This window comes from Mycobacterium sp. MFM001, from assembly GCF_003402475.1.
Taxonomy (GTDB): Bacteria; Actinomycetota; Actinomycetes; order Mycobacteriales; family Mycobacteriaceae; genus Mycobacterium.
This window is the reverse complement of record NZ_BFAB01000001.1, coordinates 229,974-255,192: the sequence shown is the minus strand read 5'-3', so window position 1 is coordinate 255,192 and position 25,219 is coordinate 229,974. Positions and strand designations below refer to the sequence as shown.

28 protein-coding genes are annotated in these 25,219 nt (G+C 64.3%); 21 read left to right on the top strand and 7 right to left on the bottom strand.

What is annotated here, in order from left to right; all coding sequences use genetic code 11:
* Positions 1–2: 2 nt before the first annotated feature.
* From MFM001_RS01210 to MFM001_RS01150, 13 genes are read left to right on the top strand one after another with little or no spacing between them, the layout of a single operon-like run.
* Entirely contained in the window at positions 3–1,313 is a 1,311-nt protein-coding gene (locus MFM001_RS01210) for an MCE family protein (protein ID WP_116372743.1), read from the top strand.
* Entirely contained in the window at positions 1,310–2,350 is a 1,041-nt protein-coding gene (locus tag MFM001_RS01205; RefSeq protein WP_116372741.1) for a virulence factor Mce family protein, read from the top strand. The genes MFM001_RS01210 and MFM001_RS01205 overlap by 4 nt, the downstream gene beginning before the upstream one ends.
* Entirely contained in the window at positions 2,347–3,948 is a 1,602-nt protein-coding gene (locus MFM001_RS01200) for a virulence factor Mce family protein (protein WP_116372739.1), read from the top strand. The genes MFM001_RS01205 and MFM001_RS01200 overlap by 4 nt, the downstream gene beginning before the upstream one ends.
* Entirely contained in the window at positions 3,945–5,594 is a 1,650-nt protein-coding gene (locus MFM001_RS01195) for a virulence factor Mce family protein (protein ID WP_116372737.1), read from the top strand. Before MFM001_RS01200 ends, MFM001_RS01195 begins: the two co-directional genes overlap by 4 nt.
* Positions 5,595–5,602: 8 nt before the next feature.
* Positions 5,603–6,748 (top strand): virulence factor Mce family protein, encoded by a 1,146-nt coding sequence (locus tag MFM001_RS01190; protein ID WP_116373539.1) that lies wholly within the window; start codon positions 5,603–5,605, stop codon positions 6,746–6,748.
* Entirely contained in the window at positions 6,742–8,307 is a 1,566-nt protein-coding gene (locus tag MFM001_RS01185) for a virulence factor Mce family protein (RefSeq protein ID WP_116372735.1), read from the top strand. Before MFM001_RS01190 ends, MFM001_RS01185 begins: the two co-directional genes overlap by 7 nt.
* Positions 8,277–8,936, top strand: a complete 660-nt coding sequence (locus tag MFM001_RS01180) for a hypothetical protein (protein ID WP_116372733.1) — start codon at positions 8,277–8,279, stop codon at positions 8,934–8,936. The genes MFM001_RS01185 and MFM001_RS01180 overlap by 31 nt, the downstream gene beginning before the upstream one ends.
* Complete coding sequence (locus MFM001_RS01175; RefSeq protein ID WP_116372731.1) at positions 8,933–9,910, top strand: RDD family protein; 978 nt, start codon at positions 8,933–8,935, stop codon at positions 9,908–9,910. The genes MFM001_RS01180 and MFM001_RS01175 overlap by 4 nt, the downstream gene beginning before the upstream one ends.
* The gene (locus tag MFM001_RS01170) at positions 9,907–10,521 is read left to right on the top strand and encodes a mammalian cell entry protein (RefSeq protein ID WP_116372729.1); all 615 of its coding nucleotides are present in this window, start codon (positions 9,907–9,909) and stop codon (positions 10,519–10,521) included. The genes MFM001_RS01175 and MFM001_RS01170 overlap by 4 nt, the downstream gene beginning before the upstream one ends.
* Positions 10,488–11,315 (top strand): mammalian cell entry protein, encoded by an 828-nt coding sequence (locus MFM001_RS01165; protein ID WP_116372727.1) that lies wholly within the window; start codon positions 10,488–10,490, stop codon positions 11,313–11,315. The genes MFM001_RS01170 and MFM001_RS01165 overlap by 34 nt, the downstream gene beginning before the upstream one ends.
* 13 nt (positions 11,316–11,328) lie before the next feature.
* Positions 11,329–12,018 (top strand): YoaK family protein, encoded by a 690-nt coding sequence (locus MFM001_RS01160; protein ID WP_116372725.1) that lies wholly within the window; start codon positions 11,329–11,331, stop codon positions 12,016–12,018.
* Positions 12,019–12,078: 60 nt separating this feature from the next.
* Positions 12,079–13,383 carry a cytochrome P450 gene (locus MFM001_RS01155; RefSeq protein ID WP_116372723.1) on the top strand — a complete coding sequence of 435 codons (1,305 nt, stop codon included), beginning with the start codon at positions 12,079–12,081 and terminating at the stop codon, positions 13,381–13,383.
* A gap of 29 nt (positions 13,384–13,412) precedes the next feature.
* Entirely contained in the window at positions 13,413–14,084 is a 672-nt protein-coding gene (locus tag MFM001_RS01150; protein WP_116372721.1) for a class I SAM-dependent methyltransferase, read from the top strand.
* Positions 14,085–14,164: 80 nt separating this feature from the next.
* Here the strand turns inward: MFM001_RS01150 and MFM001_RS01145 are convergent, their stop codons facing one another.
* Entirely contained in the window at positions 14,165–15,538 is a 1,374-nt protein-coding gene (locus MFM001_RS01145; protein WP_116372719.1) for an NAD(P)/FAD-dependent oxidoreductase, read from the bottom strand.
* Positions 15,535–15,936 carry a hypothetical protein gene (locus tag MFM001_RS01140; RefSeq protein ID WP_116372717.1) on the bottom strand — a complete coding sequence of 134 codons (402 nt, stop codon included), beginning with the start codon at positions 15,934–15,936 and terminating at the stop codon, positions 15,535–15,537. The genes MFM001_RS01145 and MFM001_RS01140 overlap by 4 nt, the downstream gene beginning before the upstream one ends.
* 155 nt (positions 15,937–16,091) lie before the next feature.
* On the opposite strand from MFM001_RS01140, the gene MFM001_RS01135 reads away from it, so the two are divergent.
* Positions 16,092–16,901 carry a helix-turn-helix domain-containing protein gene (locus tag MFM001_RS01135; protein WP_116372715.1) on the top strand — a complete coding sequence of 270 codons (810 nt, stop codon included), beginning with the start codon at positions 16,092–16,094 and terminating at the stop codon, positions 16,899–16,901.
* Here the strand turns inward: MFM001_RS01135 and MFM001_RS01130 are convergent.
* The gene (locus MFM001_RS01130) at positions 16,898–17,374 is read right to left on the bottom strand and encodes a PPOX class F420-dependent oxidoreductase (RefSeq protein WP_116372713.1); all 477 of its coding nucleotides are present in this window, start codon (positions 17,372–17,374) and stop codon (positions 16,898–16,900) included. The two genes, MFM001_RS01135 and MFM001_RS01130, sit on opposite strands and share 4 nt — an antisense overlap.
* Before the next feature lie 27 nt (positions 17,375–17,401).
* Between MFM001_RS01130 and ltaE the strand changes: the two genes are divergently transcribed.
* From ltaE to MFM001_RS01105, 6 genes are all read left to right on the top strand, one after another.
* Positions 17,402–18,406, top strand: a complete 1,005-nt coding sequence (ltaE, locus tag MFM001_RS01125; RefSeq protein ID WP_116372711.1) for a low-specificity L-threonine aldolase — start codon at positions 17,402–17,404, stop codon at positions 18,404–18,406.
* 136 nt (positions 18,407–18,542) lie between these two features.
* A complete protein-coding gene (locus MFM001_RS01120; RefSeq protein WP_116373537.1) occupies positions 18,543–19,064 on the top strand; it encodes a DinB family protein in 522 nt (173 codons plus the stop codon).
* Between the two features lie 101 nt (positions 19,065–19,165).
* Positions 19,166–19,297 (top strand): hypothetical protein, encoded by a 132-nt coding sequence (locus tag MFM001_RS25065; RefSeq protein WP_255421927.1) that lies wholly within the window; start codon positions 19,166–19,168, stop codon positions 19,295–19,297.
* Positions 19,248–19,430 carry a BrnT family toxin gene (locus tag MFM001_RS01115; RefSeq protein WP_238158878.1) on the top strand — a complete coding sequence of 61 codons (183 nt, stop codon included), beginning with the start codon at positions 19,248–19,250 and terminating at the stop codon, positions 19,428–19,430. The genes MFM001_RS25065 and MFM001_RS01115 overlap by 50 nt, the downstream gene beginning before the upstream one ends.
* On the top strand, positions 19,420–19,656 hold the full coding sequence (gene brnA, locus MFM001_RS01110; RefSeq protein ID WP_116372709.1) for a type II toxin-antitoxin system BrnA family antitoxin: 237 nt from the start codon (positions 19,420–19,422) through the stop codon (positions 19,654–19,656). The genes MFM001_RS01115 and brnA overlap by 11 nt, the downstream gene beginning before the upstream one ends.
* Positions 19,657–19,798: 142 nt before the next feature.
* Entirely contained in the window at positions 19,799–20,338 is a 540-nt protein-coding gene (locus tag MFM001_RS01105) for a GNAT family N-acetyltransferase (protein WP_116372707.1), read from the top strand.
* 95 nt (positions 20,339–20,433) lie between these two features.
* On the opposite strand, the gene MFM001_RS01100 is transcribed toward MFM001_RS01105, so the two are convergent.
* Complete coding sequence (locus tag MFM001_RS01100; RefSeq protein ID WP_116372706.1) at positions 20,434–21,525, bottom strand: phosphodiester glycosidase family protein; 1,092 nt, start codon at positions 21,523–21,525, stop codon at positions 20,434–20,436.
* Positions 21,526–21,637: 112 nt separating this feature from the next.
* On the bottom strand, positions 21,638–22,945 hold the full coding sequence (locus tag MFM001_RS01095; protein WP_116372704.1) for a YhgE/Pip domain-containing protein: 1,308 nt from the start codon (positions 22,943–22,945) through the stop codon (positions 21,638–21,640).
* A gap of 115 nt (positions 22,946–23,060) precedes the next feature.
* Here MFM001_RS01095 and MFM001_RS01090 point away from each other — a divergent pair, with 115 nt between their 5' ends.
* Positions 23,061–23,339: a GlsB/YeaQ/YmgE family stress response membrane protein gene (locus MFM001_RS01090; protein WP_116372702.1), complete on the top strand. Its 279-nt coding sequence runs from the start codon at positions 23,061–23,063 to the stop codon at positions 23,337–23,339.
* A 7-nt stretch (positions 23,340–23,346) separates the two neighbouring features.
* Here the strand turns inward: MFM001_RS01090 and MFM001_RS01085 are convergent, their stop codons facing one another.
* Together MFM001_RS01085 and MFM001_RS01080 are read right to left on the bottom strand one after the other, a co-directional pair.
* Complete coding sequence (locus tag MFM001_RS01085) at positions 23,347–24,063, bottom strand: pirin-like bicupin family protein (RefSeq protein ID WP_116372700.1); 717 nt, start codon at positions 24,061–24,063, stop codon at positions 23,347–23,349.
* Positions 24,064–24,076: 13 nt separating this feature from the next.
* The gene (locus MFM001_RS01080) at positions 24,077–25,201 is read right to left on the bottom strand and encodes an NDMA-dependent alcohol dehydrogenase (protein ID WP_116372698.1); all 1,125 of its coding nucleotides are present in this window, start codon (positions 25,199–25,201) and stop codon (positions 24,077–24,079) included.
* Positions 25,202–25,219 lie beyond the last annotated feature (18 nt).

Sequence of the window (25,219 nt, the reverse complement as noted above, 5' to 3'; positions counted from 1 at the left end):
CAATGACGACTCCGCGGGGCAAGGTCAACAAACCACCGGCCCAGCCGTACCGGGTGGCCGGTGTGGTGGTGGCGTTGGTCGCTGCGCTGGTGCTGTGGCTGGTGTACATGCAGTACAAGGGGAATTTCACGCCGAAGACACAGCTGACAATGCTGTCGGGCCGGGCGGGCTTGGTGATGGATCCCGGCGCGAAGGTCACCTACAACGGCGTGCAGATCGGCCGGGTGGGCAGCATCTCGGAGATCCAAAAAGACGGTCGGCCGGCAGCCAAGTTCACCTTGGACGTCTACCCGCGCTATCTGCGGCTGATCCCGGCCAACGTGGACGCCAACATCAAGGCGACCACCGTGTTCGGCCAGAAGTACGTGGCGCTCACGTCGCCGAAAAACCCGATGCCGCAACGGATTACGCCGCACAATGTAATCGACGCGAGGTCCGTGACCACCGAATTCAACACCCTGTTCCAGACGATCATGTCTCTCTCCGAGAAGGTCGATCCGGTCAAGGTGAACCTGACGCTCTCCGCGGCCGCGGAGGCATTGAACGGGTTGGGCGACAAGTTCGGTCAGTCGATCGTCAACGGCAACGCCATCCTCGACGACGTCAATCCGCGGATGCCGACCATCCGCCACGACATTCAACAGCTCGCCACACTCGGCGACACCTACGCCAACGCCTCGCCGGACCTGTTCGACTTCCTCAACAACGCGGTCGTCACGGCACGCACCCTGCACGAAAACGAAAAGAACCTGGATCAAGCGTTGTTGGCGGCGACGGGCTTCGGCGACACCGGCGCCGACGTCGTCAACCGGGGCGGGCCGTATCTGGCACGCGGCGCCGCCGATCTGGTGCCCAGCGCCGAGTTGCTGCACACCTACGCCCCGGAGGTTTACTGCGCCGTCCGCAACATCAGCGAGGCGGAACCGAAGGTTGCCGCGTTCACCGGTGGCTTCGGCGGCTACGAGCTGCGCACCAACGTCGCACTGCTGTCCGGGTTGGGAATGTTGGCGTCTCTTCCGGGGGCGGGCATCACGGCGGCCACGATGGGACTCGCAGGGTTGGCCGGACTCGTCGGCGGGTCGCCGAACCCTTATATCTACCCGGAGAACCTGCCGCGCATCAACGCTCGCGGTGGGCCGGGCGGTGCGCCGGGTTGCTGGCAGAAGATCACCCGTGAGCTGTGGCCGGCGCCGTATCTGGTGGTGGACACCGGTGTCAGCCTGGCGCCGTACAACCATGTGGACGTCGGCTCGCCGTACGCAATCGAGTACGTCTGGGGCCGCCAAGTAGGGGACAACACGATCAACCCATGAGTATCAGAGGCACTGTCATCAAGCTCGGCATCATCGGTTCGGTGCTGCTGGCATTCACGGCGCTCCTCGTTGTGGTGTTCGGACAGATGCGCTTCGACCGGACCTACAGCTACTCGGCGGAATTCAGCAACGCCAGCGGATTACGCAACGGGCAGTTCGTCCGCGCCTCCGGGGTGGAGATCGGCAAGGTCAAGAAGATCAAGCTGGTCGACAACGGCCACAAGGTGCATGTGGACTTCGACGTCGACCGCGGGGTGCCGCTGTACCAGTCCACGACCGCTCAGATCCGCTACCTGAACCTGATCGGTGACCGTTACCTGGAGCTCAAGCGCGGCGAGGGCGAAGGTTCCGATCGGGTGCTGCCGCCCGGTGGATTCATCCCGCTGTCGCGCACCCAGCCGGCCCTGGACCTTGACGCGTTGATCGGTGGTTTCAAGCCGCTGTTCCGGGCGCTGGACCCGGACAAGGTCAACAACATTGCGTCGTCGATCATCACGGTCTTCCAGGGTCAGGGCGGCACCATCAACGACATCCTCGACCAGACCGCACAATTGACCTCTCACATCGCCGAGCGGGACCAGGCCATCGGCGAGGTGGTCAAGAACCTCAACATCGTGCTGGACACCACCGTCCGGCATCGCAAGCAGTTCGACGAGACCGTCGACAACTTCGAGAAACTGATCAGCGGGTTGAACAACCACGGTGATGCGCTGGCCGCCAACACCGCGCACATCAGTGACGCCGCGGGGACGGTGGCCGACCTGTTGGCCGAGAACCGGTCGCTGTTGCACGACACCATCAACTACCTGGATCCGATCCAGCAAGCGATCATCGATCAGCGCGACCAGTACGACGACCTGCTGCGCCGCGCGCCGGTCGGGGTGAACACAGTGGGCCGCGCCGTCGGCAGCTACGGAGACTGGGTGAACTTCTACTTGTGTGATCTGACGCTGAAGACCAACGGGTTACAGCCTGGCGGGCCGGTTCGCACGGTCAAGATCTGGCAGCAGCCGACGGGTAGGTGCACGCCGCAATGAGAACGCTCGAACCTGCCAACCGGCTTCGGATCGGCCTGATGGGCATCGTGGTCACGCTGCTCGTCGTCGGCGTGGGCCAGACCTTGACCAGTGTCCCGATGATCTTCGCCAGCCCCATCTACTTTGCGCAGTTCCCCGATTCGGGTGGATTGAACAAGGGGGACAAGGTGCGCATCGCCGGCATGAACGTCGGCAAGGTCGAGGGAATCAAGATCGACGGCGACCACGTCGTGATGAAGTTCTCGACCGGCACCCAAACCATCGGCACCGAGAGCCGACTCGCGATCAAGACCGACACCATCCTCGGCCGCAAGGTGCTCGAGATCGACCCGCGAGGCACCCAGCAGCTGCGCCCGAACGGCACACTGCCCCTGGGCCAAAGCACCACCCCGTACCAGATTTACGATGCGTTCTTCGACGTCACCAAGGCCGCCGCCGGCTGGGACATCGACACCGTCAAGCGGTCGCTGAACGTGTTGTCGGAGACCATCGACGAGACTTACCCGCACCTGAGTGCGGCCCTGGATGGCGTGGCCAAGTTCTCCGACACCATCGGCAAGCGCGACGAACAGATCACGCACCTACTCAAGCAGGCCAACCAGGTGGCCAGTGTGCTCGGTGACCGCAGCGATCAGATCGACCGCCTGTTCGTGAACTCGAACACGCTGCTGGCCGCGTTCAACCAGCGAAGCCGGGCGATCGGCGCGCTGCTGGGCAACGTCTCCGCGCTCTCGACGCAGTTGCAGGGCGTCATCAACGACAACCCCAACCTGAACCACGTGCTGGAGCAGCTGCGCACCGTGAGCGACCTGCTGGTGGCGCGCAAGGACGACCTGGCTACCGCAGTCACCCTGCTCTCCAAGACCATCGCCGCGTTCAACGAAACCGTCGCGTCGGGACCGTACTTCAAGGTGTCGCTGGCCAACTGGTTGCTGACGCCCGGCTGGATCCTGCAGCCGTGGGTGGATGCGGCGTTCAAGAAGCGCGGCCTCGATCCGGAGGACTTCTGGCGCAGCGCGGGGCTGCCGGCGTTCCGGTTCCCCGACCCCAACGGCACCCGGTTCCCCAACGGCGCGCCGCCGCCCGCGCCGCCGGTGTTGGAGGGCACCCCGGATCATCCGGGACCGGCCGTGGCGCCCGGCTCGCCGTGTTCGTACGCGCCGACGCCGGACCTGCTGCCGCGGCCGTGGAACCCGATGCCGTGCGCGGGCGTCGACCAGAACATGGGTCCGTTCGGGCCCAACGGGCCGTACCCGGCGCTGCCCGACGTGTTGTCGTCGCCGCCGAACCCCAACGGCCTGCCGCCGACTCCGGGGATCTCGATCGGCGGACGACCGGGCGAGGTCGCACCCGACGTGCCGGGCACACCGGTGCCGATCGCACCGGGTCCGCCCGGGGGACGCAGCGAGCCGCCCGGACCCGTGGCGGGTCCGGCTCCGGCGAATCCCGCGGCGGCGCCTCCACCGCCACCGATGGCTGTCCCGCCCGCACCGCCTGGACCTGGAAACCAGTTGCCGGCGCCGTTCATCCCGCCGGGTGAAGGCGGCAACAGCCAGCCCGGCGGTGGGGGAGGAAGCTTGGGAGGTAGAGAAGGTTGAGCACCGTCTTCGACATCCGCAACCTGCGGCTACCCAAGCTGTCGCGGGCGGCGGTCATCATCGGCTCGCTGGTGATCGTGCTTGCCTTGGTCGCCGGGTACGTGGGGATCCAGCTCTTCAAGAAGCTGACCAACAACACCGTCGTCGCGTACTTCCCCGAGGCCAACGCGCTATACAAAGGCGACGAGGTCCGGATCATGGGTGTGCCGGTGGGCTCGATCGACAAGATCGAGCCGGCCGGCGACAAGATGAAGGTGACCTTCCACTACGCCAACAAGTACAAGGTGCCGGCCAACGCCTCGGCGGAGATCCTCAACCCGACGCTGGTGGCGTCGCGCTACATCCAGTTGGACCCGCCCTACAAGGGCGGCCCGGTGCTGGGCGACAACGCGGTGATCCCGATCGAGCGCACCCAGGTGCCGACCGAGTGGGACCAGTTGCGCAACACGGTCACCAACATCATCTCGAAACTGGGCCCCACCAAGGAGCAGCCCAAGGGACCGTTCGGCGACATCATCGAGTCGTTCGCCAACGGGCTGGCCGGCAAGGGCAAGAAGATCAACACCACCCTGGACGCCCTGTCGCGATCGTTGAACGCGCTCAACGAGGGCCGCGGCGACTTCTTCGCCGTGGTGCGCAGCCTGGCGCTGTTCGTCAACGCGCTGCACGAAGACGACCAGAAGTTCGTCGCGCTCAACAAGAACCTGGCACAGTTCACCGACAGCCTGGCCAGCTCGGACCGCGACTTGGCCAACGCCATCCAGCAGTTCGACAGTTTGCTGACGACGCTGCGGCCGTTCCTGGCCAAGAACCGTGAGGTGCTGACGCACGACGTCAACAACCTCGCGACTGCGACGAACACGCTGCTGCAGCCCGATCCACTGAACGGTTTGGAAACCGTGCTGCACGTGGCGCCGACGGCATTGGCGAACCTCAACCAGATCTATCACCCGGCGATCGGCGCCGTGGTCAGCCAGCCGGTGTCACTGCTCGGCGGCATCGGCTTCGCGAACCCAATGCAGTTGATCTGTAGCACGATTCAGGCCTTCAGCCGGGCGGGCTACCAGGAATCCGCCGAACTGTGTGCGCAGTATCTGGCGCCGATTCTGGACGCGATCAAGTTCAACTACATCCCGTTCGGGTTGAACTTCTTCAGCACCGCCGCGACGCTGCCCAAGGAGGTCGCCTACTCCGAGCCGCGGCTGCAGCCGCCACCGGGATACAAGGACACCACCGTGCCGGGGATCTGGGTGCCCGACACACCGACCTCGCACCGCAACACGCAGCCGGGCTGGATCGTCGCGCCCGGAATGCAAGGAACGAAGGTGGGTCCGATCACGGAAGGCTTGCTGACTCCGGAATCGCTGGCCGAGTTGATGGGTGGCCCGAACATCGAGCCGGTCCAATCCCAGTACCAAACCCCGCCGGGTCCGCCCAATGCGTACAACGAGGAGCCCGGTCCGCTGCCGTTCGTCGGGGTGCCCGGCAATCCCCAGCCGATAGCACCGCCACCGCCGGGACCCGAGGTGGTCCCCGGCCCGGTCGCGCCGACGCCGGCACCGGTCTCCGGTCCGGTCAGCCCGCAGGTGCCTGGCGGACCACCGCTGCCCGCTGAGGCAGCCTCTTCGACAGGAGGGGGCTCGTGAGCCGCGTGATGCACTTGGTCCGCCACCGGTCCTGGCAAGGGCTGGTGCTGCTGGTGGCTGCGGTGATGCTGAGCTCGTGTGGCTGGCGCGGCATCGCGAACGTGGCGCTGCCCGGTGGCCCGGGCAGCGGAGCCGGCGCCTACACGCTCTACGTGCAGGTGCCGGACACGCTGGCCATCAACGGCAACAGCAAGGTGATGGTGGCCGACGTGTTCGTCGGCAAGATTCGCGACATCCAGCTGAAGAACTGGGTGGCCACGCTGACGCTGGGGGTGGACGGAAACGTCAAGCTACCGAAGAACGCCACCGCCAAGATCGGGCAGACCAGCTTGCTGGGTACCCAGCACATCGAGCTGGCCGCGCCGCCCAACCCGTCGCCGCAACTGCTGAAGGACGGCGACACCATTCCGCTGAAGAACTCGTCGGCGTGGCCCAACATCGAGCGCACGTTGGCCAGCCTCGCAATGATTTTGCGCGGCGGCGGTATCTCGAACCTCGAGGTGATCCAGAACGAGGTCAACAACATCCTGAGCGGTCGCGGGCCGCAGATCCGCGCGTTCCTCGGCAAGCTGGACACCTTCACCCGTGAACTCAACCAACAGCGCGACGACATCACCCACGCCATCGATTCCACCAACCGGCTGCTGGCATACGTGGGCAACCGAGCGGACGTCCTGGATCGGGTGCTGACCGAATTCCCGCCTCTGATCAAGCATTTCGCCGAAAAGCAGCAACTGCTGATCGACGCCACCAACGCGCTGGGCCGGCTCAGCCTGGCCGCCGACCAGTACCTCTCGGAAACGCGGGGCCCGCTGCATCAGAACCTGCAGCTGCTGCAGTGCCCGTTGAAGGAATTGGGCCGCGCCGCGCCGTACCTGCTCGGCACGCTGAAGATTCTCGCCACCATCCCGTTCGACATCGACACGGCGCCCAAGCTGATTCGAGGCGACTTCATGAACGCGTCGCTCAACCTGGACACGACGTTGTCGACCGTCGACAACGCGTTCCTCACCGGAACCGGGCTGTCCGGCTGGTTGCGGGCACTCGAGCAGTCATACGGTCGTGATCCGGCAACGATGATTCCCGACGTTCGCTACACGCCGAACCCGAACGACGCCCCCGGCGGACCACTGGTGGAGAGGGCGACATGCTAACTCGGTTCATCAAGCGCCAGCTGGTCCTCTTCAGCATCATCACCGTGGTCGCGCTGGTGGTGCTGGGCTGGTACTACCTGCGTATTCCGACGTTGGTCGGTATCGGCCAGTACCAACTGAAGGCGGACCTGCCGGCGTCGGGCGGCTTGTACCCCACGGCCAACGTCACCTATCGCGGCATCACGATCGGCAAGGTCACCGACGTCGAGCCGACCGAGCACGGCGCGCAGGCGACGATGAGCATCGACAGCCGCTACAAGATCCCGGCCGATGCGTCGGCGAACGTGCATTCGGTGTCGGCGGTCGGTGAGCAATACCTGGACTTGGTGTCGCCGGGCAATCCGGGCAAGTTCTTCTCGCCCGGGCAGACCATCACCAAGGGCACGGTGCCCAGCGAGATCGGGCCGGCTCTGGACACCGCCTACCGCGGGTTGGAAGCCCTGCCGAAGGAGAAGATCGGTCAGCTGCTCGACGAGACAGCGCAATCCGTCGGCGGATTAGGCCCGGCGCTGCAGCGGCTGGTCGACTCGACTCAGGCGATCGTCGGTGATTTCAGGACGAACATCCGCGACGTCGACGACATCATCCAGAACTCCGCGCCGATCCTGGACAGCCAGGCCACATCCAGCCCGCAGATCGAGCGCTGGGCACGCAACCTGAATGTCCTGGGCGCCCAAGCCGCCGAGAAGGACCAGAACCTCAGGGACCTGCTCCCGAAGGCGGCGCCGACGGCCGACGATCTCAACGCGGTGTTCAACGACGTCCGGGATTCGCTGCCGCAGACTCTGGCCAATCTGTCGGTCGTGATCGAGATGCTCAAGCGCTACCACGCGGGCGTCGAGCAGGTGCTGGTGCTGTTGCCGCAGGCCGGTTCCATCATCCAGACGATCTCCACTCCGTACGAGAAAGAGCACAACGCGGTGCTGGACCTCGGCGTGGCGATCAACCAGCCGCCGCCATGTTTGACCGGATGGCCTGCTGCAGCTGAGTGGCGGTCGCCGGCAGACGTCAGCCTTGCGCCCCTGCCGGAAGGCGCGTACTGCAAGATCCCGCAGGAGACCCCCGCCAACGTGGTTCGCGGAGCGCGCAACATTCCGTGTGTCGACGTCCCGGGCAAGCGCGCGGCGACGCCGAAGGAGTGCCGCAGCAACAAGCCCTACGAGCCAGCCGGTACCAACCCCTGGTACGGGGACCCGAACCAGATCCTCAACTGCCCGGCGCCCGGTGCCCGCTGCGACCAGCCGGTGAACCCGGGTCAGGTGAGACAGGCACCGTCGATCAACAACGGACTGAACCCGCTGCCCGCCAGTAAGCTCCCGCCCGGAGGGCAGACACCGCCGCCCATCAGCGACCCGCTGCAGCGGCCGGGGTCGGGTACCGTCCAGTGCAACGGGCAACAGCCCAACCCGTGCATCTACACCCCGGGCGGACCGCCCACCGCGGTCTATAGTCCGCAGAGCGGTGAGGTGACGGGCCCAGACGGCGTTAAATACTCCGTCAACAACTCGAGCAACACAGGAGACGACGGATGGAAGGAGATGCTGGCGCCAGCCGGCTGAACCCCGCCGAAACAGACGATTCGTCGTCAGACCAGACCGATACCGAGGTGACGGCCGAAGATTCCTCTTCGGAGGTTGAAGTCGAGGACGAGGCCGCAGCGGAAGACGCTCCTGTTGGCGAACGGCGCCCGTCGCGCCTGGGCCGCAAATGGTGGATCGGCATCGCCGCGGCGCTTCTGCTGGTGGCCGCGGGCATCGGTACCGGCGGCTATCTCGCCCTGCGTTCCAATCAAGAGAGCCAGGCCATTGCGCGCCACGAAGCGCAGGCCGTGGCGGCCGCGAAGGACTGCATCGCGGCAACCCAGGCGCCAGACGTCGAGGCGATGGCCGCCGGAGCCCAGAAGATCATCGACTGCAGCACCGGAGATTTCCGTTCCCAAGCAGTGCTCTACAGCAGCCTGTTCGTCCAGGCCTATCAGGTGGCCAACGTCCAGGTCCAGGTGTCCGATCTGCGTGCGGCGGCGGAACGGCACAATCCGGACGGGTCATTCGATGTCCTGGTGGCACTGCGCGTCAAGATGTCCAATACCGAAACGCAGAACCGAGAAATCGGCTACCGATTGCGGGCAAAGATGGCACCCGATGAAGGGCAGTACCGGATTGCCAAGCTCGACCAGGTGGCCAAGTGACGGCAGTGGTCGCCGAGACCGACACCACGCCAGCAGTCGAAACGGCAGCGCCGGATAGCCTGGCGCGCTGGCACATCCGCGCGGCCGCGTTCGTGGTCGACGTGGTGCCCAGCGTCGCCGTGGTGGCGACGATGATTTTGGGCTGGTTGGCGGTGCCGGTGGGCAGCGCGTGGTGGTCGCTCTGCATCGCGGTTATGGCGACCGTGATACTGCTGACCTTGATCAACCGGACGGTGTGGCCGGCGAACCGCGGCTGGAGCCTCGGCCGTGCGCTGATGGGAATTACCGTCGTACGCCGCGACGGGACGTCCGCCGGCGTGGGGCGATTGCTACTGAGAGACCTCGCCCACCTGCTGGACACCATCGCTGTATTTGTGGGTTGGCTTTGGCCGCTGTGGGATTCGCATCGCCGGACCTTCGCCGACATGCTGTTGCGCACCGAGGTGCGCCGCGTCGAAGCGGATCAACGGCCCGCGATCGCACGCCGACTCACCGCAATCGTCGTGGCGACCGCGGCGGTGCTGTGCGCCGCCGGTGCTGCGCTGAGCTTCACGGTGGTGTTCTTGCACGAGCGCGCCACCGACCAGACGCGCACCGCAATTCAAACGCAAGGCCCGAAGATCGTCGCCGAGATGCTCACCTACGACCCGAAGACGCTGAAGGACGATTTCGCGCGAGCCCGGTCGCTGACGACGGATAAATACCGTGACCAACTCGCCAAACAACAGGAGGTCGTGCAAAAGGGCCAGCCGGTGGTCAACGAGTACTGGGTGACCAACAGCGCGGTCAAGTCCGCGACACCCGATACGGCGGAGATGCTGCTGTTTCTGCAGGGCCATCGCGGCGGGGAGAACCAGCAACGGTTCATCACCGCCACCGTCCGGGTTGCGTTCGTCAAGGGGCCGGACTCGCGCTGGCTCGTCGACGACCTGACCGTGGTGACCAAACCCAAACCAGCGCAGGGACAAAAATGAGCCCCCGCCGTCGAGTCCAGCCTGGTGAGCAGCCGCTGCTATCCGAGCGGATACCGAAATCGTCGCTGTGGTCGCGGATGTCGTTGCGGCGATTGAAGTTACCGCGTCAGTGGTGGAAACCGTCACGGCAGTGGGTGATGCCGATCGCGATGACCATCGCGGTGCTGGTCGCCGCCGGCGCGATTACGGCGTCGTCGTTCATCCTGGTCAACCATCGCAAACATCACGAGTTGGCGATGAAGGAAGTCGACGTGCTCGGGTTCGCTCGATCGTTCATGACGACGTTCACGTCGTTGGATCCATTTCACGCCAACGCCTATGTCGATCGGATATTGGCTAATGGCACAGGCGATTTCGCCAAGCAATACCGCGACAAGGTGAACGAGGTCCTCCTCAACGTCGCGCAGGCGGAGCCTACCAAAGGCACCGCTCTCGACGCTGGGGTGGAAAGGTGGAACGACGACGGCAGCGCAAGCGTGCTGGTGGCAACCGAAGTCACCTACAAGACTCCCGACGGCAAGCAGACAATCGAGAGCACAAATCGTTGGGTGTTAACCGCTCAGCGGGAAGGCGACCAGTGGAAGATCAGCAGCCTGCAACAGGTGATCTGACCGAGGCCGAGCAGCCAGCGCGGAAGCGCCGCTGGTGGCCGAGCCGTGCGCGCAACAAATCCGCGGCTGCGCCAGCCGAGGCTGTCGAGGCGGCCTCCGACGAGCCTGAGACCGCCGAAGAGCAACCCGAGGCGTCTGAATCGCCTGCAGAAGACGCTGTTGAAAGTGACACGGACACAGCCGAATCCAGCGAGTCTGACGAAGCTCCCGAGCCTGCCGAGACCGTCGTCGACGAGGCGCAGGATGCCGAGGAGACCGAGGCCGACGCCGGCAGGAAACCGGTGGGCCGGCGGCTGGCCATCGCGGTTGCGGTCGCGGCCGTCCTGTTCGTAGGCTCCGCGGCGTTCGCCGGCGCGATGGTGCAGCCCTATGTGAAGGACCGGGCCACCGTGGTAACCAAGTTGCGAATCGCGAGCACCGCAGCCAACGCGATCACGACCTTGTGGACCTACAACCCGGACAACATGGACAAGCTGGCCGACCGGGCGGCGCAATACCTCAGCGGTGACTTCGAAGCGCAGTACCGCAAGTACATTGACGCGATCGTGGCGCCCAACAAGCAGGCCCAGATCACCAACACCACCGAAGTCACCGGGGCGGCGGTGGAATCGCTGAATGCGAACGACGCCACCGCGATCGTGTACACCAACACGACGTCGACCAGCCCGCTGTCGAAAAATGTTCCGGCGCTGAGGTATTTGTCCTACCGGCTGACCATGAAACGCGATCATGCCCGCTGGCTGGTGACCAAGATGACGACCATCACGTCCTTGGATTTGACACCACAGATGTAAGGTATTGGGCCCCATGGCAGTTGCCTCGCCGGTGTCCGATCGGCTCACTGTCGTGGCGTTGCTGCTGCTGACGTTTGCGACCGGTTTGGTCGACGCGATCAGCGTACTGGTACTCGGCCACGTGTTCGTCGCCAACATGACAGGCAACGTCATCTTCCTCGGGTTCTGGTTCGTCCCCGGCGCGGGGATCGACCTGACTGCCGCCGTCGTCGCGTTCCTGGGCTTCCTATGCGGCACGGTGCTCGGCGGCCGACTGACCCGGATGCTCGGCGAGCAGACCCGATGGTGGCTCACCGTGGCGCTGAGTTTGGAGGTCGGCATGCTGGTAGTGCTGTCGGTCCTGGCCGGCACCGGTGTGCTGGGCTATCACGACAACACGAAGCTCATCCTGATCGCCGGGCTGGCAATGACTTTCGGTGCGCAGAACGTTGCGGCACGCCAGTTCGGTATCCAGGAGCTCAGCACGACGGTGCTGACTTCGACGATCGTCGGCATCGGGTTCGACAGCAGGCTGGCCGGCGGCACCGGTGAGCGGGAAAAGCTGCGCTACAGCGTGATTGCGGCGATGTGCGGCGGCGCCATTGTCGGCGCGACGTTGTCGCGGATTACCGTGGCGCCGGTGATCGCACTGGCGGCCGCGGTGATCGGGGTCAGCATGCTGATCTTCCGCTTCGGCAAGCCGAGAGAGCCGGCTAGGGGGTAGGTCGACGCGGCGGCATGGCATTAGGCTGATGGTGAGCCGATTGCCAGGGAGTGTGGGCACATGGCGCTGCTCGTCCGGGAATGGACGCATTGGGCGGCAGGCTATGGAGTGCTGCGTCCGGTGTGGAAACTGCAAGCCCGGCGGGGCGATCCGTTGGCGCGGTTGGTCAGAATCGACATCGATCCGGGCGCTGATATCTATCCGATCATCGAGGAAATTCGCAAGCGCGGACGCATGTGTCGCGTCACCATGACCGGCTGGGTCACCGCTGACGCGCAGATTGTTCGTGACGTACTGCGCGACGGCCGGTTCAGGACCATCAAACAGCGGGACCGCTCACCGTTTCGTATCGTCCAGTGGATACTGGCCAAAACTGACCCCGGTGTACTGAGCCCCATCGAACCACCCTCGATGTTGGTCACCGATCCGCCCGAGCACACACGGCTACGCCGCCTGGTCTCGCGGGCGTTCACGCCGCGGGCAATCGAGGGACTCCGCATCCGCATTCACGAAGTCGTCGACGAACTGCTCCGTGGTCTGGAGGGCAGGACCGAGTGCGATCTGGTCGCGGAGTACACGTCCCGAATCCCCGTCGCGGTCATCGCCGAGATGATGGGAGTTCCAAGCGATGAGACTCGCCGACTTCTTGTCATCGGCGAGACGACAACGAAAATGATCGGCACCAGCGCCGCTTCCTGGCGCGATTTTCGGGCGGCGATGAGCGTGCTGCGCGAGTTCGACCAGTACCTCGCGCAGCATATCGAGCGGCTACGCCACGACGATGCCGCCGACAGCATTCTCTCCAACGTCGTACGCAACGGCGATCTCACCGATGTTGAGATCAGGATGCTGGCGGGGCTGCTGCTTGGCGCGGGGTTCGTCACCACGACACACGTCTTGGGCAAGGGCCTCGTGGCGCTCGTTCGCCACCCGGATCAACTGGCGACGCTCGCTGCCCACCCCGACGGGTGGCCCAACGCGATCGAGGAGATCCTGCGCTATGACGCCACCGCTCAAATAGTGCCGCGGGTCGCCACCGAAGACCTTGAGCTCCAAAGCTATCCGGTACGGGCGGGGGACGCGATGTTACTTCTGGTGGGTGGCGCCAACCGCGACCCGGCGGTGTTCGAACACCCGGACATCTTCGACGTCACCCGCGCCAATGCTCGCGAGCACATCAGCTTCGGTACCGGGATGCACGCCTGCCTCGGCGCGGCGCTGGCGCGCATGGAACTACACGTCGGCCTGCAGTCGCTGTTCGAGCGCTTCCCGCAGCTAGCTCTGGCCGGTGAACCGACCTTCAACGACACCATCGGATTGCACGGAGTCAAACATCTACCGGTGTCACTTGGCATCGGGAGTTAATAACCGCCGTGACCAGAAGGGACCCAACCATGTCACTCCTCAGCGGCTTCACGGGAGGCTATACACGCCTGGAGTCCTGGTTCTATGACACCTTCATTGCCGAGGTGGCGGCACAGGCGTCCGCCCATCTCGTCGACGTTATCGGCGCCGAGTCGGCAAACGGCCCTCTCCTCGATGTTGGTTGCGGCGGTGGACAATTCCTCGAGGCGCTCGCTCGCAGCCGCCCCGAGGCATCCCTACACGGCATCGACTATTCTGCGGCGCAAGTCCAGCGGGCGAAGGCACGGCTCGCGCAATTCGGTGAACGCGTCCAAATCCACCACGCGCCGGCGGAGAACCTACCTTTCGCAGACAACACGTTCGCTGCCGTCATGAGCGGCGGCGCGATCAAACACTGGCAGGATCAAGCCGGCGGCTTGGCCGAAATGGTGAGGGTTCTGCGACCCGGCGGTCTCCTGGCTGTGGGCGAGGTAGACCGGGGATGCACCATCGACGACGTCAAGCGATTCTTCGCTCTGCGCAACGGGTTACGATTCCTGGGGCCCGTCCGAGTGATGCTGTTCCGCACCTATGTCAGCGGCTTGTCGATCGATTTGGAGGACGCCAGGGCCCTGGTAGCTGCACTGCCGCTCACCGACGTCGAAGTCAGTCGTCTGCCCGGCCTTCCCATTCTGCAGTTCCATGGCCGCAAAGCGACTTGACTCTCAGCACCTTCGGCGGCGGCGCGCGACCGCTTCCGCCTTCCGGTCGTGCATCCCTCACTGCCCTCGAGTTATCCGAATCAGCTCAACGAGCTTGGGACGGTCGTTGAGCTGCTTCGGCGTTTTCCCTTTATGACGCGAATCAATTTGGAGGGCCGCAGCAGCTCACCGGGAGGGTCAAGGAGCTGCAGCGAGCGAAAGAACGCCTCGTTCAGCACCATATCGTTGGCCACCGCGGCCATCAGCTTGTCGATCTGCCAGTTGAGGAGCCGTTGCGGTATCGAACGCCAACCGTCGACAGGACTGACGGCGAAGTCATTGAGTCGGTTGACCTGCCAAATCGGCGTAAGCCTCTTGGCTGCGCTGCGAAAATAGCGCCGACTCAAGCCATCGGTGTCGCCGTCGGCCAAAGAGTCACGCAGGGCTTGCGCTTGCAGCGCTGCCGACGACATGCCCTGACCGTAGATAGGGTTGAAGCTGCAGACTGCATCGCCAATGACGAGAAGCCCCTTGGGGAATCGATTCAACTTGTCGTATCGATGCCACGCACTCGCGGGATAGTGCCGTGCTGAGACATCGCCAAGCGGTTCGGCTGCGCGCAACGCGGCGGTGATCTGGCTGGGGAGCAGTTCGGCCGCAAGCGCGATTACGTTCGGTAGATCCGTGGGTAGCTTGTGTCCGGCCACGCCAATCAGGGTGAGGATTGCAGTGCTGTTTTCGTATGCCAAGAGGCCCGCGCCGGTGGATCTTTGGATTGTCGGGGCGACGAGAACGATTTTCTCGGCCAGAGTGCCATCCGGCACACGAAAGAATTGGCTCGAGTAGTTCAGCTTCACGGCATACTTTTGCTCGGGCGGACGGGCGTAGCCATGTGTTTCAAGGAAGGTTGGCGTGCGCGCCGAAGGACCTGTCGCGTCAATCACCAAGTCAGCGCCCAGTACCCGCTCCTGGTTGGTCGTGCGGTTGACTACACGCACCGCGGTGACGCGGTCGGGTTGTCCAAAGACCGGCTCGATGACATCGTGATCCTCAAGAAACGCTACATTCTCGATCGCACGCACCCGCCGGCGCACATGAGCTTCCAGCAGGGGCCGGCTAGCGACACAAGTGACCAATGCTTCAGGCTGCGACATTTCTCCCGCCTGGTTGAGCTGGTGGTCGCCGACCCGCACATAGATCAGCGAGGGATCGGCGAAGTCGACGACGCTCGCGCCCGAAGCCATGAGCTCGTCGAACAGCTTCGGAAACAACTCGGCCAACACCAAATAACCGCGGCTTGACAATCCGTGCAAATGGCGCCCCTGTGATACACCTCGTCGCTGAATCGCTGCCTTGGGCAACACATCACGCTCCACGAGCGTGATGGACCCATAGAATTCCGACAACACTCGGGCGGCGAGTAACCCGCCCATACTGGCACCGCAGACAACCGCGTTTTCCCGACGCTGGCTCATGCAGGACCTCTAACACGCTCCCTGTAATCGCTGCCCTGATCGACCATTTGCGGAAATAGCGGTGCTCCCCGCAGCGGGCGGTAGTCAGCGGCTGCAAAGGCTGCGGCAGCTGCCGATATCAACGCCAGGATGAGGGCTGGCTGACGGCTGGCGTGGGCAGGGAAGTCGTAAAACAGCAGCCACGCCAGCGTTATTGTGGTGATTACACCAAGAAGGTCGGTCGCGCCGATAATCGAAACATCCGGCCTGTTCAGGCCGAACTGTCCGCCGGTGATCGCGGTGGTCAACGCACACACGGCGACGACTACGCAGAGCGGAAAAGTTAGCTTCCACAAGTCCCACCCACCGCGATCGGCGTCCTGAGCCTGGGCCCACGGCAAGAACAATGCGACGATCATCGAGGCGCCAGCTGCGCCGCAGACCAGCCGTCGTAGCAATGTAGTCATCTCGTCCTCCTAACGGTCCTACCAGGGATCGTCCCGGTCAGGGGTCGTACTGTCGATTACCTCGAGGTAATCGAGTCACGAACCGTGTGCAGCTACAGTCAGTGCGGATGGCGACCACCAGCTCCGCTTCTCAGGTCGGGCCGCTGCTGCGGGAGTGGCGTCAGCGGCGGCGGCTAACCCAGCTAGAGCTCGCGCTCGATGCGGGCGTATCGGCGCGCCATCTCAGTTTCGTCGAGACTGGCCGCTCAAAACCCGGGCGAGACATGCTGATTCGGATTGGTGAACGGCTCGATATTCCATTCCGTGAGCGCAACCGGCTGCTGCTGACCGCTGGGCACGCGCCCGCATTCCCCGAGCACCCGTTCGGCGCACCCGAACTCGCCCCGGTCCGCGAGACACTGGAGCGGATTTTGAAAAGTCACGAGCCCTATCCGGCGGTCGTCTTCGACCGCCACTGGAACCTGGTGGCCGCGAACGAGGCCATACAACCTCTCGTCGCGACCATTGATCCCGCCTTGCTAAACCCGCCTGTGAACGTCCTGCGCGTCGGCCTGGAACTGATTCCGCAGATCATCAACGCCCGCGAGGTCATGACCTACTTTCGTGATCGCGTTGAGCGCCAGCTCGCTGCCACCGCCGACGAGCAGCTCGCACAACTCCTTGAGGAGTTTGAGAACTACCTACGCCGCTACGAGGAGCTCGATACGGCAAGCAAATCCGACTTCGCGCAGAACCTCGGTCCGGTCAGAGTGCGGGCGCCTGACGGCGGCGAATGGTCGTTCTTTGGCATATTCGGCACCTTCGAGATGCCGTTCGAAGTCACGATCTCCGAACTGGCGATCGAGTTGCTCTTTCCCGCCGATCGCACGACTGCGGACGTGTTTGAATCCCTGGCTCGAGATCGCGACGAGGACTAGGGCTTAGGCTGCACTTCAACGTAGACAGTCGGTACGGGCAGCCTGTTTGACGCACCGTGGTAAAGCTTGCGTCCGAGACCGTAATTGGCGGCGATCGTGCGCTCCGCGTGGTCCGTTTCGGTGGGGTCAAGGACGCGCGCGATGCCCACTGCCGGAGGACCGAGCGGCTTGCCACGCACGTCGCATGCGGCGAGGCGTACCTCTGGATTCTTGCGGATGCGCTTGACCTTGCCGGCCGCCTCCTCGGTGTCGAAATACACCCGATCTGCGTCGTCGCAGCCGAACCACACCGGTGACGGAACACCTTGGCCGTTCTTGCGGTAGGTGATCAGAAGGGCGTATTTGTGACCCGCGAGCGAAGCGAAGCCAGAAGTCGGTTCGGCATCTGCTGCCGACCAGGCGGCCTTGTGCCGCATCTTCTCGTAGAAGAAGTCGGTAACTTTGGTGACAGCCGACTTGGAGGACGTTGCCATGTACCGAGTCTATGAGGACTCCTTCGCATGATTGACCTGCGCAGCGACACCGTCACCCGTCCCAGCCCGGGCATGCTCGAGGCGATGGCCCGCGCCGAGACCGGCGACGACGTCTGGGGTGACGACCCGACCGTATTGCGGCTACAGGCGCGTCTGGCCGAGGAGGCGGGCAAGGAGGCCGGGCTGTTCTTTCCGAGCGGCACGCAAAGCAACCTGGCGGCGGTGATGGCGCATTGCGGGCGCGGCGATGAATACATCGTCGGCCAGGCGGCGCACTCGTACAGATACGAAGGCGGCGGCGCGGCGGTGCTCGCCAGCGTCCAGCCCCAGCCGTTGGACAACGCCGAAGACGGCACCATTCCGCTCGAGCGCGTCGAGGCCGTGATCAAGCCGGTCGACGATCACTTCGCCCGGACGCGCCTGTTGGCCCTTGAAAACACTATCGGCGGCAAGGTGCTGCCGGCGGACTACGTCGCTGAAGCCACGCAGTGCGCGCACAGCCGCGGGCTCACGACGCACCTGGACGGCGCACGCCTGTTCAATGCGGCGGTCGCGTCGAACAAGCCTCTCGCGGCGCTGACCGAGGGCTTCGATACGGTCTCGATCTGCTTTTCGAAAAGCCTTGGCGCGCCGGTGGGTTCGGTGCTGCTGGGCAGCAAGAAGCTGATCGAGGTGGCGCACCGCTGGCGCAAGGTGCTCGGCGGTGGCATGCGTCAGTCGGGAGTGCTTGCGGCCGCGTGCCTTTACGCGCTTGATCACAACGTGGCGCGGCTAGCCGAGGATCACGCGAACGCCGCGCGCCTCGCCGAGGGGTTGGCGCAGATCGACGAAGTGAAAGCGGTATCGCACGCCACCAATATGGTTTTCGCGGAGTTCCCGGAGGCAGAGTGCGCGCCTCTGGAGGCGTGGCTCAAGGAGCGCGGGATTCTGACGCAGATGCTGTACTCGTCGCGGTTCGTGACGCATCTCGACGTGAGCGCTGAGGATGTCGACACATTCGTTGCGGCGGTGCAGGAGTACTTCACGCGTTGAGGGGCGGCCCTGATTCGCCGTACACCCGTTTGGCATTCGCCGCAGCGAGATTTCGGCCGTGTGGACCGAGCCAACAGACTTCGAACTGTGCCATCACCGAATATCCAAAACTGCCAGCTACACAAAGGAGTTCAGCATGACCGCCGCACTCGACCCTGGTCGCCCGTTTGCAGGCAGCGAACGCGAGCTGCTGGAGAACACCCTCGAACTGAACCGGACGGAGCTTGTGCGCGCCGTCGAACACCTCTCCGACACCCAAGCCCGCGAGAAGCTGGTCCCCTCGTTGACAACGCCCATCTCACTGATCAAGCACTGCGCCGCGGCCGAACGCATCTGGTTCCAACGAACACTGGCGGGGTTGAGCATCGACGAATGCGACCGCCACGCAACGGGCGGCGACGGTAGCTTCAGCGTCGCCGACGACGAAACCCTCGCCGAGGTGATCGAGGAATATGTTGCGGCGTGTCGACGGTCTAACGAATTGGCTGCCGACCATGACTTGGACGACACTGTCGAACACCACCTGGTCGGGACCGTGAGCCTGCGGTTCATCTATCTGGGCATGATCGCCGAAGCCGCCCGGCACGCCGGTCACGCCGACATCCTCGCCGAGCAGATCCAGGCGGCCGTCCAATCGTCGGCCGATGCCTCTGAGTGAGCACTGCGAGAACCGCGGGTGATGAATGACGGCCCGGAGCGTGACATTGAGGGCGCCCACCCAAAGAAGATAGTTGAGTAATTATGGTATGATTTCTATACATGCCTGAGTTCGAGTTTGATCCGGCCAAGAGCGCGGCGAACCTGGCCAAGCACGACATCGACTTCACTGCGGGCGCAGTCCATTTGGCGGGATCCGCGCCGCATCGAGGTTCCGGCACGCACGACAGATGAGCCGAGGTGGGTGGTGATCGGTCAGATTGACGGCCGATGCTGGTCGGCAGTGGTGACCTATCGCGGCGAAAACGTCCGGATCATCTCGGTCCGCCGCTCCCGGGAAAGCGAGGCAGCGATCTATGAAGGCTAAAGAGTTCGACGAGCGGTTCGATGCCGGTGAGGACATGGCCGCCACTCTGGATACGGCGCGGACGCGGCGGCCCGGCGAGGAACCGCGGCGTGTAAACGTCGACTTCCCGGCATGGATGATCGCTGAACTCGACCGCGAAGCCACCCGACTCGGAGTCACTCGCCAGTCACTCATCAAGGTCTGGATCGCTGAAAAACTTGACCGTGGAGACCCCCCCGTCGCCTGACCGATCGGTTGTCCTGGTGACCAACAGCGGCTGACCTGCTATGGGCTATTCTTCAGCGCCTGTCGACGAGTCTTCGAATGCCACGGCTCAATTCTCACCTCAATAAGAGGACGTAGATGGCGCCGAGGGTAAGGCTATGCGTATGACCGAAACCAGCACTGTGCGGCCGGCGTCGTCAGTGGATGCGGCGGCTTGCGTCGCGATCTACCGCCCCTACGTCGAGGACACGGCAATCACGTTCGAAACCGAAGTCCCGACGACCGAGCAGATGGCGTCGCGCATCGCCGCGGCTCGGGAGAGCCACGAATGGCTCGTCCTCGAACAGGATCACCAGATCGTCGGCTACGCCTACGCGCACGCGTTCAACCCCCGCGCCGCATACCAGTGGTCGGTGGAGACGAGTATCTATGTGGCGGCTCACCATTACCGCTTCGGCGGCGGCCGAAAACTCTATACGCACCTTCTGGGGCGGCTCACCGAGCGCGGCTATCGGCGCGCCTTCGCGGGAATCACCCAGCCGAACGAAGCCAGCAACGCGTTTCATCAATCTTTCGGGTTCGAGCAGGCGGGTCTGTACCGGCGCGTCGGATGGAAGCACGGCCGCTGGCACGATGTCGCATGGATGCAGGTGGATCTGCTTGGCGTGGCTGAAGACGGCGGACCGCCAACTCCAATTATTTAGCCCGCTGCCTTTTGTCGAGTGTGCGATTCCGTACGCCCGCAGCGGCGTGTCGCGTATGAAACCGCACACTCGGTCGCACTTGTCAGCTGTTCGGCCTAGTTGAACGCCAACCAGCTTGGCAATGCCCGCTCGTGGGAGTCGCAGAGCACCTGACGGGTGTCGCAGGATCCCTTCGGCACCCCGGCGCCGGCCCACATGCCGCCGGTGTCGCGGCGAAGCACAATCGCCGACGACCCGCCGCCGTCGAGCAAAATGGCTGTGTCGCTGCCTAATCCGCGGAACAGGTCCTGAATGTTGTCCGGCGTGTAGCTGCCGCCCTGGAACACATACATCTCGTCGCGGGTCTTCGAGTAAGCGAGCGCGGTCCGGGCGGCGCTGGGGCCGCCGTCGTTGAGCTGGCCGGTGCTCCCGGGCGACAACAACCCCAACCCGCTCACCGCGACGAACTGCTCACCCTTGTCCACCAATCCTGTGACCACTTGGGTTGCAGCGTTGTAGTCGTTGCCGTCACGACCTCCGTTGGGCCACAACACATACGGTGCGCCGCGAGTCGGCAGGATCATCGTGGCCAACGCGCTCCAGTTTTCGTTCCCACCGGAGAGGCCCTGCTTGCCGGCGTAGGGGATGGTGCCGGTGATCGCCTGGTTGGCGCGGCCCTGCCCTCGGGTGTTGTCGACATAGGCACCCAGCGGTGAACTGCAGCCCGTCGACCGCCACGATCCGCCCTTCTGCCCACGCACGTCGAAGAAGTTGGCGTTGATGGCGATGGTCGGCTGGCCCAGTACCTGCCACGCCTGCACCGGGGCATAGGTTTCCGACGCCTGCAGGAGTCCGTCGCTCGTGCGGGCCCCCGGGTTTCGTTCACACCGGGCCTGGTATCCACGGTGGCTGTCCACCAACAGATGCGGGGAAAGTCGTTGCGAGGCAGCCTTGATGATCATCAGATGGCCGCCGCTCGTCCCGTCGTACCAACTGCCGCCCGCGTTGAGCATCGGCGCGGGATGGCCGGCGCCGAAGTTGTAGACCAGGTAGGAACCGCGGGTGTTGGCAATCGCATTAGCTAGCAGCTCGCGAGCCTCGGCGGCGCGCGCAACCGGCTGTCCGATGCCGGTCGTCAGCGCGACACATGACGCCAGCACGGCGCAGCAGGCTGTCACGCGCCGGAAGACGACAGCCAGAGTCGACACGGGTGACCTTTCGGCGCGGAAGTCAGTACAACAAGCACAACATTAGCCACGCCAGTAACACAGTCAACTTACATAACGGTCGGGTGACGCTTTGGCTGCGGCGGAATTACGTTCAGCTACTTGCGATTACAGTTTCCGCTGCGGACGCCGCCGGGATCCGGTGATAGCCCCGCCGGTCGTAGATGCGCGTGACAATGCCACCGAGCAGCAGCCCGATCACCAGCCCTATAGCCGTCAACACCAGCGCGTGTGACAGCCCGGCATCGGCCCGCCCATCGAGATAGAGCAAGGCGCGCGCCCCCAAATAGACCTGGTGCATCGGCTCGAATTTGGCCAGCCAGCCGAACAGCGGCGGCGTCGCCTCCAAGGGAACCGTGGCGCCCGCAGAAGGCAATCCGAGAATTACAAAGACGAACATGCTGACCAGCAGACCCAACGTGCCCAGCACCGCGATCAGCGACGTCGACGTGACACCCACCGCGGCAATGGCGAACACCCCGTAGAGCCACAGCGGCCAACTACGGTCGATGGGCATGCCGAGCCCACTGGCTATCGCCATGTAGACCGCCGACGTCAACAGCGCCAACACCCCCATCAACGCCCACTTGATCAGCAGCGTGCGAAATCTCGAGATTCTCACCTGCTCGGCGAACCGGTAGACCGGGCCGAATTCTGCCGGCACGTAGCCAAGCATCGAGTCCACCAGGGTGCTGACCACAATGCTGCCGGTGAAGCCGGCCAACAAGAGCAACAGCGCGTAGTAGAACGCGGACAGGCCGTTACCGGTGCCGTCGGGCAAGGGTTTGTAGACCTCAGTCTTGATATCGATGGGGCTGCCCAGCATCGCCGTCACGGCGCCGGCCATCGGTGCTCCCTGGGTTTGCGCCGCCACCTCTTGGGAAAGCCGTTCGCCCAGACGGTGATTCGCCACCGTCATCGCCTGCGACAGCGTCTGGCCGGCGATGCTGGACCCCAACGTGCCAGCCCGTGGATTCGTCATGACGTGGACGGCCGGCCGATCGACGGGTCCCAAAGCCACTGCGCTGCGGGCGAAGTCCTGCAGCTTCGACGAAAAGGTGGGCGGGATGACCACCGCCCCGTACACCTGTGCCGTGTCCAACTGACGCATGGCGTCTTGGCGGGAGAGCACGCGGACGTCGAACTTGTCCTTGTCCAAGCCGGACGTCAGACCGTTGACGAGCTGGTCGCCTGTCGGCCCCGCATCCTCGTTGACCACCGCGATCGGAAAATGCCGCAGGTTGGTCGTCGGATTCAAGATGCCGCCGAGGTAGAAAGCGGCGAGCGCCGACAACACCGCCACCGTGATGACAATCGGAACCACCCAGAAGCGCACGGTGCGGGTGGCTCTGACGCCGGCCTTGGGGTCGGGCGCTGCGTGCCGCGGTTGTGTATCAGACATACCGGCTCCTCTTCGTCGCGCTCACCCTAACCGCGAAAAAGTTAGGCGCGGCGGTTAAGCGGGCACTCTGAGGATTGACGGCGCCGGCGGGCGCCTCCCGAACACAGGAGAAACAATGATCGGAACCATTTTCAGCGCCCTGATCGTCGGGCTGATCGTCGGGGCGCTTGCCCGACTGGTGATGCCGGGCAAGCAGAACATCGGCATCATCATGACGATCGTGCTGGGCGCGCTCGGTTCATTTCTCGGGTCGTGGCTGACGTACAGCGTGGGCTACAAGAACGCGAACGGCGGCTGGGCGGTGATCCCGTTCCTGGTGGGCATCATCGTCGCCGTCGTCCTGATCGCGATCTACCTGGGGCTGACCGGACGGCGGGGCCAGATCCAGCGGTAGCGGTGGTCTACCTGCCGAGTGCCGTGTGCATCTCCCAGACAAGGATCTCGGATGGCGCAGTCGCGGTGACGCGTTGGCCGTCCGAATCGGTGAACCGCACAGCGTCTCCCTCGGTCAGATCGCCTATGCCCTCGACGTCGACCCGGCCTCGCGCCGTGAAGAGGTGCAGATAGGGCGCCGCCGGTAATTCCACGGCCGCACCCGGCTCGAGCCGGGCGGCGTACAGCGCGGCGGAGCCGTTGTGGATCGTGATTGCGGCGTCCTGTCCGGGCCGCCCTGACGCGATCGGCACGAGCCCACGCATGTCGCCGATCTCGTGCTGCTGGTAGCCCGGGGTGATCCCGGTCTCGTCGGGCGCCACCCACATCTGTACGAAATGCACTGGCTCCGTGGCGGAGTCGTTCTTTTCGGAGTGCATGATGCCGCTGCCGGCCGACATCCGTTGAGCCAGACCGGGATAGATTGCGCCGCTGTTGCCGGCCGAATCACGGTGCGCCAGCGACCCGTCCAGCACCCACGTCACGATCTCCATGTCGCGGTGCGGATGGGTGTCAAAACCCGAAGCGGGCGCGACGATGTCGTCGTTGTTGACCAACAGCACACCGTGATGCGTGTTGTCTGGGTCGTAGTGATCGCCGAACGAGAACGAGTGCCTGGACTTCAGCCACGACGTCGTGGTGACGGCCCGGTCTTGTGCACGCCGGACGTCGACGAGAGCACCCATGACTCCAGAGTAGCTACCAGTCGGCGTCTGTGTATTTTATGACGCCGCGGATGTTCTTGCCGTCGAGCATGTCCTGGTAGCCGTCGTTGATGTCTTCGAGCCGGTAGGTGTTGGTCACCATCTCGTCGACCTTGAGCAGACCGGACTTGTACAGGCCCACCAGCCGCGGTGTCTCCACGTGTGAGCTGCCGCCGCCGAAGATGTTGCCCTTCAACGTCTTCTGCAACATGGTGAACAAGAACAGGTTGAGCTTGACGTCGACGTCGGTCATCGCGCCCATGCCGGTGACCACGCAGGTGCCGGTCTTGGCAGTCAGCGCCATCGCCTCTTCGATCATCTCCCCGCGCATCTCGCCGACCGCGATGATGGTCTTGTCGGCCATCAGCCCGTAGGTCAGGTCGATCATCGGCGCGATGGCCTCCGCCGTCGACGGGTAGACGTGGGTGGCGCCGAATTTGACGGCCTGCTCACGCTTGAAGTCCACCGGGTCGATTGCGATGACGTGCTTGGCGCCGGAGAGCACCGCGCCCTGCAGCGCGCTCATCCCGATGCCGCCCACGCCGACGATCGCCACGGTGTCGCCGGGCTGGACCTCAGCGACGTTGGTGGCCGAGCCGAAGCCGGTAGGCACCGCGCAGCCCATGATGGCCGCCGACTCGAACGGGACGTCGGGGTCGATCTTGACGACGGAATCCTTGTGCACGGTCATGTAGGGCGCGAACGTGCCGAGCAGGTTCATCGGCGAGACGTCGTGCGAGCCGGCGCGCACTCGGCTGGTTCCGTCGGCGATCGCCTTGCCGCCGAGCAGCACGGCACCCCGGTCACACAGCGAGCGGAAGCCCTTCAGACACGGCGGGCACTGCCCGCAGGCCGGGATGAACGCCAGGATGACGTGGTCGCCCTCTTGCAGTCCGGTGACGCCCTTACCGACCTTGGTCACGACGCCGGCGCCCTCGTGGCCGCCCAGCGCCGGCAGCCCGATCGGGGTGGCCCCGGTGGTCAGGTGGTAGTCGGAGTGGCACATGCCGGCGGCATGCACCTGGATTTGGACTTCGTCCTGGACGGGATCGCCCACCTCGATCTCGTCGACGCGGAACGGCGAGTTCAGCTCCCACAGCAGAGCGCCCTTGGTCTTCATGCCTCGCGATCTTAACCA